Origin of the sequence: Pseudomonas sp. HMWF021 (genome assembly GCF_003061005.1) — a bacterium.
Taxonomy (GTDB): Bacteria; Pseudomonadota; Gammaproteobacteria; order Pseudomonadales; family Pseudomonadaceae; genus Aquipseudomonas.
In genome coordinates, this window is sequence record NZ_QAIK01000149.1 from 15,038 (window position 1) to 16,871 (window position 1,834).

Sequence of the window (1,834 nt, forward strand, 5' to 3'; positions counted from 1 at the left end):
GCGGCGTCGGCAGTCAGCTTGCGCAGCACTTTCCAGTCCTGAGTGAACACCAGCAGGCCGCTGGCCTTGGGCTGCAGATCGGCGCTGGCGGTCAGGCGCAGAAAATGCCCGCGCAACGGGCGTTTGCCGTAGCGGTGCTCTTCGCTGAGGGTGTCGGCGCTCAATGACTGCATGGCGTCTTCGGTGCTCATGCCGGCCGGCACGTTGAGCAGAATGGTCACCGGCTCTGGCGCGGTGGCCTTGGCGTCCTTGTCGAGTTCGACTTTCTGGTCGCCGACCTTGAATTGCGGTTCGTCGATCACTTCGCCGTCCACGGTGACCCAGCCGCCCTCGATGAACAGCTCGGCCTCCCGGCGGGAGCAACCGACCAGTTCGATGAGGCGTTTGGAGAGGCGAATCGGGTCAGTCATGACAGGGCCGTAACAAAAAAGGGGTGGGCATTGTACCTGCCTGGCGCCGGTTAAGCCCGGTTCCATTTGTAGGAGCTGCCGAAGGCTGCGATCTTTTGATCTTCAAAAAGCAAAAGATCGCAGCCTTCGGCAGCTCCTACAGTGGGATTGTGGTGTGTCAGCCGTTGCTGGAGCGCTGCTGGTTCTGCCGCAAGCGCATATGCAGCAACGGATACGGCTGGCCCATGCCATCCACTTCCGAGCGCCCGATCACCTCAAAACCCTGCTTGAAGTAAAACCCCAGCGCCTGCGGGTTCTGTTCGTTGACGTCCAGTTCATCGGCGTTCAGGTGCTGCATGGCGTAATTCAGCAATTTCTTGCCCAGGCCCTGGCCACGGTGCGCCGGGTCGATGAACAGCATTTCAATCTTGCCCGCCGCCACCCCGGCAAAACCGGTAATGCGTTGATTGGCGTCCTTGGTGCAGATCAGCATCACTGCATCGAGGTAGCGAGTGAGCACCAGATTGCGCAGCAACTCGACGTAGCTGTCCGGTAGAAAATCATGGGTCGCGCGGACCGAGGCCTCCCAGACCCGGGTCAGTTCCTGATAGTCGCTGAGTTTCGGCGTGTGAATGACCGAATGCTGACGCATGCCCGGCTGCCTCTTTTCAAATGGATGAGCGGGAGTCCTTCCCACAGCAAACGATAGCCGTAAAAAAGCCCCGCATCTTGTAAAAAAGAGCGGGGCTTTTGGGTTTGGCACAATCCCTGTAGGAGTTGTCGAGTGAAACGAGGCTGCGATCTTTTCAAGATCAAAAGATCGCAGCCTTCGGCAGCTCCTACAGTGGCTTCAGCGTCAGATCTGTTCAGCCCACAGATCGTATTCGTCGGCGTCAGTCACCTTGCACCAGACCTTGTCGCCCGGCTTGAGGTTGCTGCCGTTGTCGATGAACACGTTGCCGTCGATTTCCGGGGCATCGAAGAAGCAGCGGCCAACCGCGCCTTGCTCGTCGACTTCGTCCACCAGCACTTCGATCTCGCGGCCGATGCGCATCTGCAGGCGCGCCGAGCTGATCGCCTGCTGGTGCGCCATGAAGCGCTCCCAACGATCCTGCTTGACGTCGTCCGGAACGATTTCCAGGTCCAGGTCATTGGCCGGCGCGCCTTCCACCGGCGAGTACTGGAAGCAGCCGACGCGGTCGAGCTGGGCTTCGGTCAGCCAGTTCAGCAGGTACTGGAAGTCTTCCTCGGTTTCGCCCGGGAAGCCGACGATGAAGGTCGAACGGATGATCAGGTCCGGGCAGATTTCGCGCCAGTTCTTGATCCGTGCCAGGGTCTTGTCTTCGAACGCCGGGCGTTTCATCGACTTCAGGACTTTCGGGCTGGCGTGCTGGAACGGGATGTCCAGGTACGGCAGGATCTTGCCGGCGGCCATCAGCGGGATC

The 1,834-nt window shown here is 60.0% G+C and carries 3 protein-coding genes; all 3 read right to left on the minus strand.

Annotated features, from left to right (window positions below; genetic code table 11):
• On the minus strand, positions 1–410 hold a 410-nt coding region (locus DBR18_RS29645), incomplete at its 3' end, for an RNA pseudouridine synthase (RefSeq protein WP_256588834.1).
• 157 nt (positions 411–567) lie between these two features.
• Positions 568–1,041, minus strand: a complete 474-nt coding sequence (locus DBR18_RS21290) for a GNAT family N-acetyltransferase (RefSeq protein WP_108591799.1) — start codon at positions 1,039–1,041, stop codon at positions 568–570.
• A 204-nt stretch (positions 1,042–1,245) separates the two neighbouring features.
• Positions 1,246–1,834 (minus strand): radical SAM protein (locus tag DBR18_RS29650; protein WP_256588832.1); only part of this gene is annotated, 589 nt, incomplete at its 5' end.